General features: G+C 69.9%; 1 protein-coding gene. It reads right to left on the reverse strand.

Translation table 11 applies throughout. The features are described 5' to 3' along the window. Positions 1 to 4,019, reverse strand: a 4,019-nt coding sequence (locus tag CXY91_RS00050) for an autotransporter domain-containing protein (RefSeq protein WP_100958807.1), incomplete at both ends; no start/stop codon positions are given.

A 4,019-nucleotide genomic window follows, 5' to 3' on the forward strand; every position in this document is an offset into this window, starting at 1 on the left:
GGAGCGTTCGCCGATGGCGGCGGAGTAGGTCAGGCCGAGCGCGGTGGCCTGCGATATCCGCCAGTCGATGCCGGCCTCGGCGACGAGGGCCTCGCGGTCGATCGGGGTGGCGAAGACCGTGGCCGGCGTGGTGCCGGCGACGAAGGCGGTGCGGGCCTGCGGCGTGAGATCGCCGAAGCCGTGGCGCCAGCCGAGCATCGCCCGCGCGAACAGCGGCATCGCCCCGATCTGCGCCTCGGCGCGCAGGCCGAGCGTGGTGAAGCCCAGCGTCTGGTCGCTGGAGAGCACCCGCAAGGCCGCCGCGCCGCCACGCTCCGTCCCGGCATCCGTACTGACCCGGATCAGCGCCAGCTGGGCAAAGGGTTCCAGCGCAATGCCCTGGAAGGCGAAGCCGTAGCCGAGCTCGGCAAAGCCCTGCGTCACCGAGCCCGGACGCTGCAGGCGCAGGAGATCACTGAGCCCGCGGATCTGGACCTGGCGGCGGATGTCGCTCTCCGACCAGGTGTAGGCCGCGCCGGCATCGAAGCGCAGGCTTCCGAAGCGGGCGCCGGCATAAAGCGCGGCATGGCCGCTCTCGAGCTTGCCTGAGGAGAGGCGGGCGTCGAGGTCAAAGCGCGACTGGCTGTAGCCGCCGGCGACGCCCAGCTTCAGCGACGAGCCCGGCGCGTCGTAGACCATCAGGTCGGCGCCGAGCAGTGCCCCACCGCTGCGGCGGCTCAGGCTGGCGGCGTTGCCGTCGCCATCGCTGTTGCCGGTGCCGCCGAAGGCCGTGCCCCACAGCGCATAGCGCGGCTGCGGCAGCGGGGCCGGCATCACGACCGCGCCCTTGCGGCCGGGCAGATCGGCGCTGAAGGCGCCCGCGACCTGCCGGCCAGGCTGCGTCAGCAGTGGGCCGCGCAGATGGCCCAGGATCGTATCGCGCACCAGCCGGCTCTCGTCGATCATCACGCTGACCGCCTGGGCATGCGCCTCGCCCGAGAGCAGGTCGAAGCCGGCCCGCGCCTCGGCCACTGTGGCCGAGATCAGCGCGTCGTAGACCGCATTGCCGACCCCGAGCCGCTCCGCCGCGATCGCGATGAAGCCCTGGTTGCGGGTCTGCGCGATATAGTTGCCGCCTGTGCTGGAGTTGCTGCTGCCACCGCCACTCGTGCCGCCACTGTTGTCGGGCCCGAACGAGGTGTCGTTGCGGGTCATGGTCAGCGTGACGTTCTGGCTGTCGTAAGCCAGCGACGGCGTCAGGAAGGCGAGGTTCGAACTGACGCTGCTGAAGCTGCCGCTGACCCCGCCCGAGGCGGTGAGGATGGTATAGCTCGTGCTCGCCGCGTAGTTGCCGTTCTCGGCCAGGACCTGGACCGTGCCGCCCGAGAGCGTCGCCGAGCCCGAGGCGACGATCCTGTCGCTTTGCCCGGCGGCATTGATCTCGACCTGATAGGTCGAGCCCGAGGCGAAGGAGACATTGCCCGAGACGGTCAGCGTCCCGATCGAATTGCCCGGTGCCACCGTCGCGCCGCTGCCGACGCTGACGCCGGCGATCGTGCCGGAGCCACCGAGCGTGCCGCCGTCGAGCGTGACAGTGCTGGTGATCGAGCCGTTGACGACGAGCTTGCCGGACGAGACCTTGGTCGTGCCGGTATAGGTGTTCGTGCCGGTGAGCGTCAGCGTGCCGGTTCCCGCCTTGGTGACCCCGCCCGTGCCGGTGATCGTGCCCGAGAAGCTTGTCGACGAGTTATCCGAACCGGCCGTCAGCGTGCCCGAGCCGAGCGTGACCGTGCCGGCGCCGGCGAGCGAGGCGATGCTCTGGTCGAAGCCGGCGAGATCGAGCGTCGCGCCGGCACCAATCGTGAAGGCGGAGTTCGACGAGAACGCGCCGGCGACGCCAGCCCGCAAGGTGCCGCCGGACACGGTCGTCGTGCCCGAATAGCTGTTGGCGCTCTTCAGGATCGTCGTTCCCGCGAGCTGGCGCACCGAGCCAGTACCGGTGATCGACGGCGAGAAAGTATAGCTGGCCTCGGTGTGGTTGAAGACCAGCTTGCTGGCGCTGGTGTTCAAGGCGACGGTGCTGACGATGAGATTGCCAGCCGCCGTGGCGGCGCTGCCCTCGGCCGCGCCGATATTGACTGTGCCGCCGGCGCTGCCGCCGACGAGGCCGAGATCGAGCGTACTGCTACCGCCCCCGCCCTCGCTGCCGCCTCCACCTCCGGTCAGCTGCAGCGTTCCGCCCTCGGACAGCGTCAGTGTGCCGGCATTGGCATGGCCGACATAGAGCTGCGTGCCGTTACCGACCCATTGCGATCCCGCCCCGGTAATGGTGACCGAACTGTCACCGCCGCCGCCGACGATGCCGACCGTGCCGGTGCCGCTGCCGGTCTTCACCGAGCCGCCAGCCTCGATCAGCAACGTGCCCGAGCCGATCTCGCCGACCCGCATCTGGCCGAAGGTCTCCCAGCTCGAGCCGGTCCCGGTGACGATCGCGGTGGCTCCATTGCTGATATAAGCCTGCCCGCCGGCGACGCTGCTGCCGAGCTTGCCGCCGGCCTCGATCCGCAACGTGCCCTCGTTGACCCAGGTCCGGCCATTGTAGCCGCCGGAGCTGTTGCCGGTCAGAACCAGCGTGCCGGCGCCCTGCTTGATGAAGCTGGCGCTGCCGCCGGTGGTGATCGAACCGGTGAGCGTCAGCGTCGTGCCGGCATCGGTCTCGATCCGCCCACCGCCGGTGGTGAAGGCGATGCTCCGACCGCTCGAGAAGGTCGACGTGGTGCGCAGGATGGCGTCAGCCCCGGTGCCGGCCCCGCCGACGATCGTCGTGTTGGAAAGGGTGATGCCGGTGGCGGCATTGCCGAGATTGGCATCGGACGAGACCGAGAGCGTCCCCGCCGAGATCGTCGTGCCGCCGGTGTAGAAATTCGTGCCCGTCAGGACCAGCGTGCCGGTCCCTGTCTTGGCGATGCCACCGGTGCCAGTGATCGTGCCATCCATGGTGAAAGTCTGGTCGGCGGTCACTTCGACCGTGCCGTTGGCGTTGAGCGTGACCGCTCGTGCCGTCGAGAAGCTCGCGGTCGCCTGCAGGGTGCCGCCATTGAAGGTCAGTCCACCCGACACATCGCCGAGATTGGTATCCTGCGAGATCGAGAACGTGCCCTGATTGAGCGCCGTCCCGCCGGTATAGGTGTTTTCGCCGGTCAGCGTCAGCGTGCCCGAGCCCTCCTTGGCCACGCCGCCGGCGCCGCTGACCACGCTGCTGATCGTCGCGGCGATCGTCTGGTCGAAGGTCAGCGTGCCGGTGTCGACGACGATGCCGCCATTGATGGTCGCCGAGGCGTTGCCGATGGTCAGCCTGTTGCTGCCGCCGGTGAAATGGATCGCCGGCGCGCGCGTCGTGCCGTCACCCGACAAGCCGCCCTCGATCGTGCCGTTATTGGTGATGATCAGGTCGGCGCCGATGATGGCCTCGCCGCCGGCTGCGCCTACGCCGTTCGCCTCTTCGCCTGGGTTGGGGGTGCGGCCGAAGGACGTCGGCAAATTCGAGCCGCCGCGCCCGCCATCGCCACCACGGATCGTGCCGTTGACGGTCAGCGTCGTCGTCGCGCCGCCATTGGTGAAGACCAGGCCGGCGCCGCCAACGCCGGCCGCGCCGGCGGCGCCAGTACCGTCCGATACATAGGAGCCGCCGTTTCCACCGTTTCCGCCCTGGATCGTGCCGTCGATGGTCAGGTCCTGGGCAGCGCTGCCATCGGTGAAGAGCAGGCCGATGCCGCCGGAACCGCCTCCGCCGCCGAAACCATAAAAGCTACCACCGCCATGGCCGCCATTGCCGCCGGTGAGCGTGCCGGCGATCGCTCCCGTCGCACCCGCGCCCGTGACCACGGCACCAAAGCCGCCCGCGCCACCGCCGCCGCCCGAGTAGAAATAGCCGGAGGTGCCGTCGCCGCCATTGCTGCCGGTACTGGCACCGGCCGGCAGGACCGCGCCGACGGCGCCATGCACGCCGCCATCGCCGCCTCGGCCCTCGCTGGGGTTGC

It is taken from the genome of Allobosea sp. FBZP-16 (assembly GCF_002831785.1).
GTDB lineage: Bacteria > Pseudomonadota > Alphaproteobacteria > Rhizobiales > Beijerinckiaceae > Allobosea > Allobosea lupini.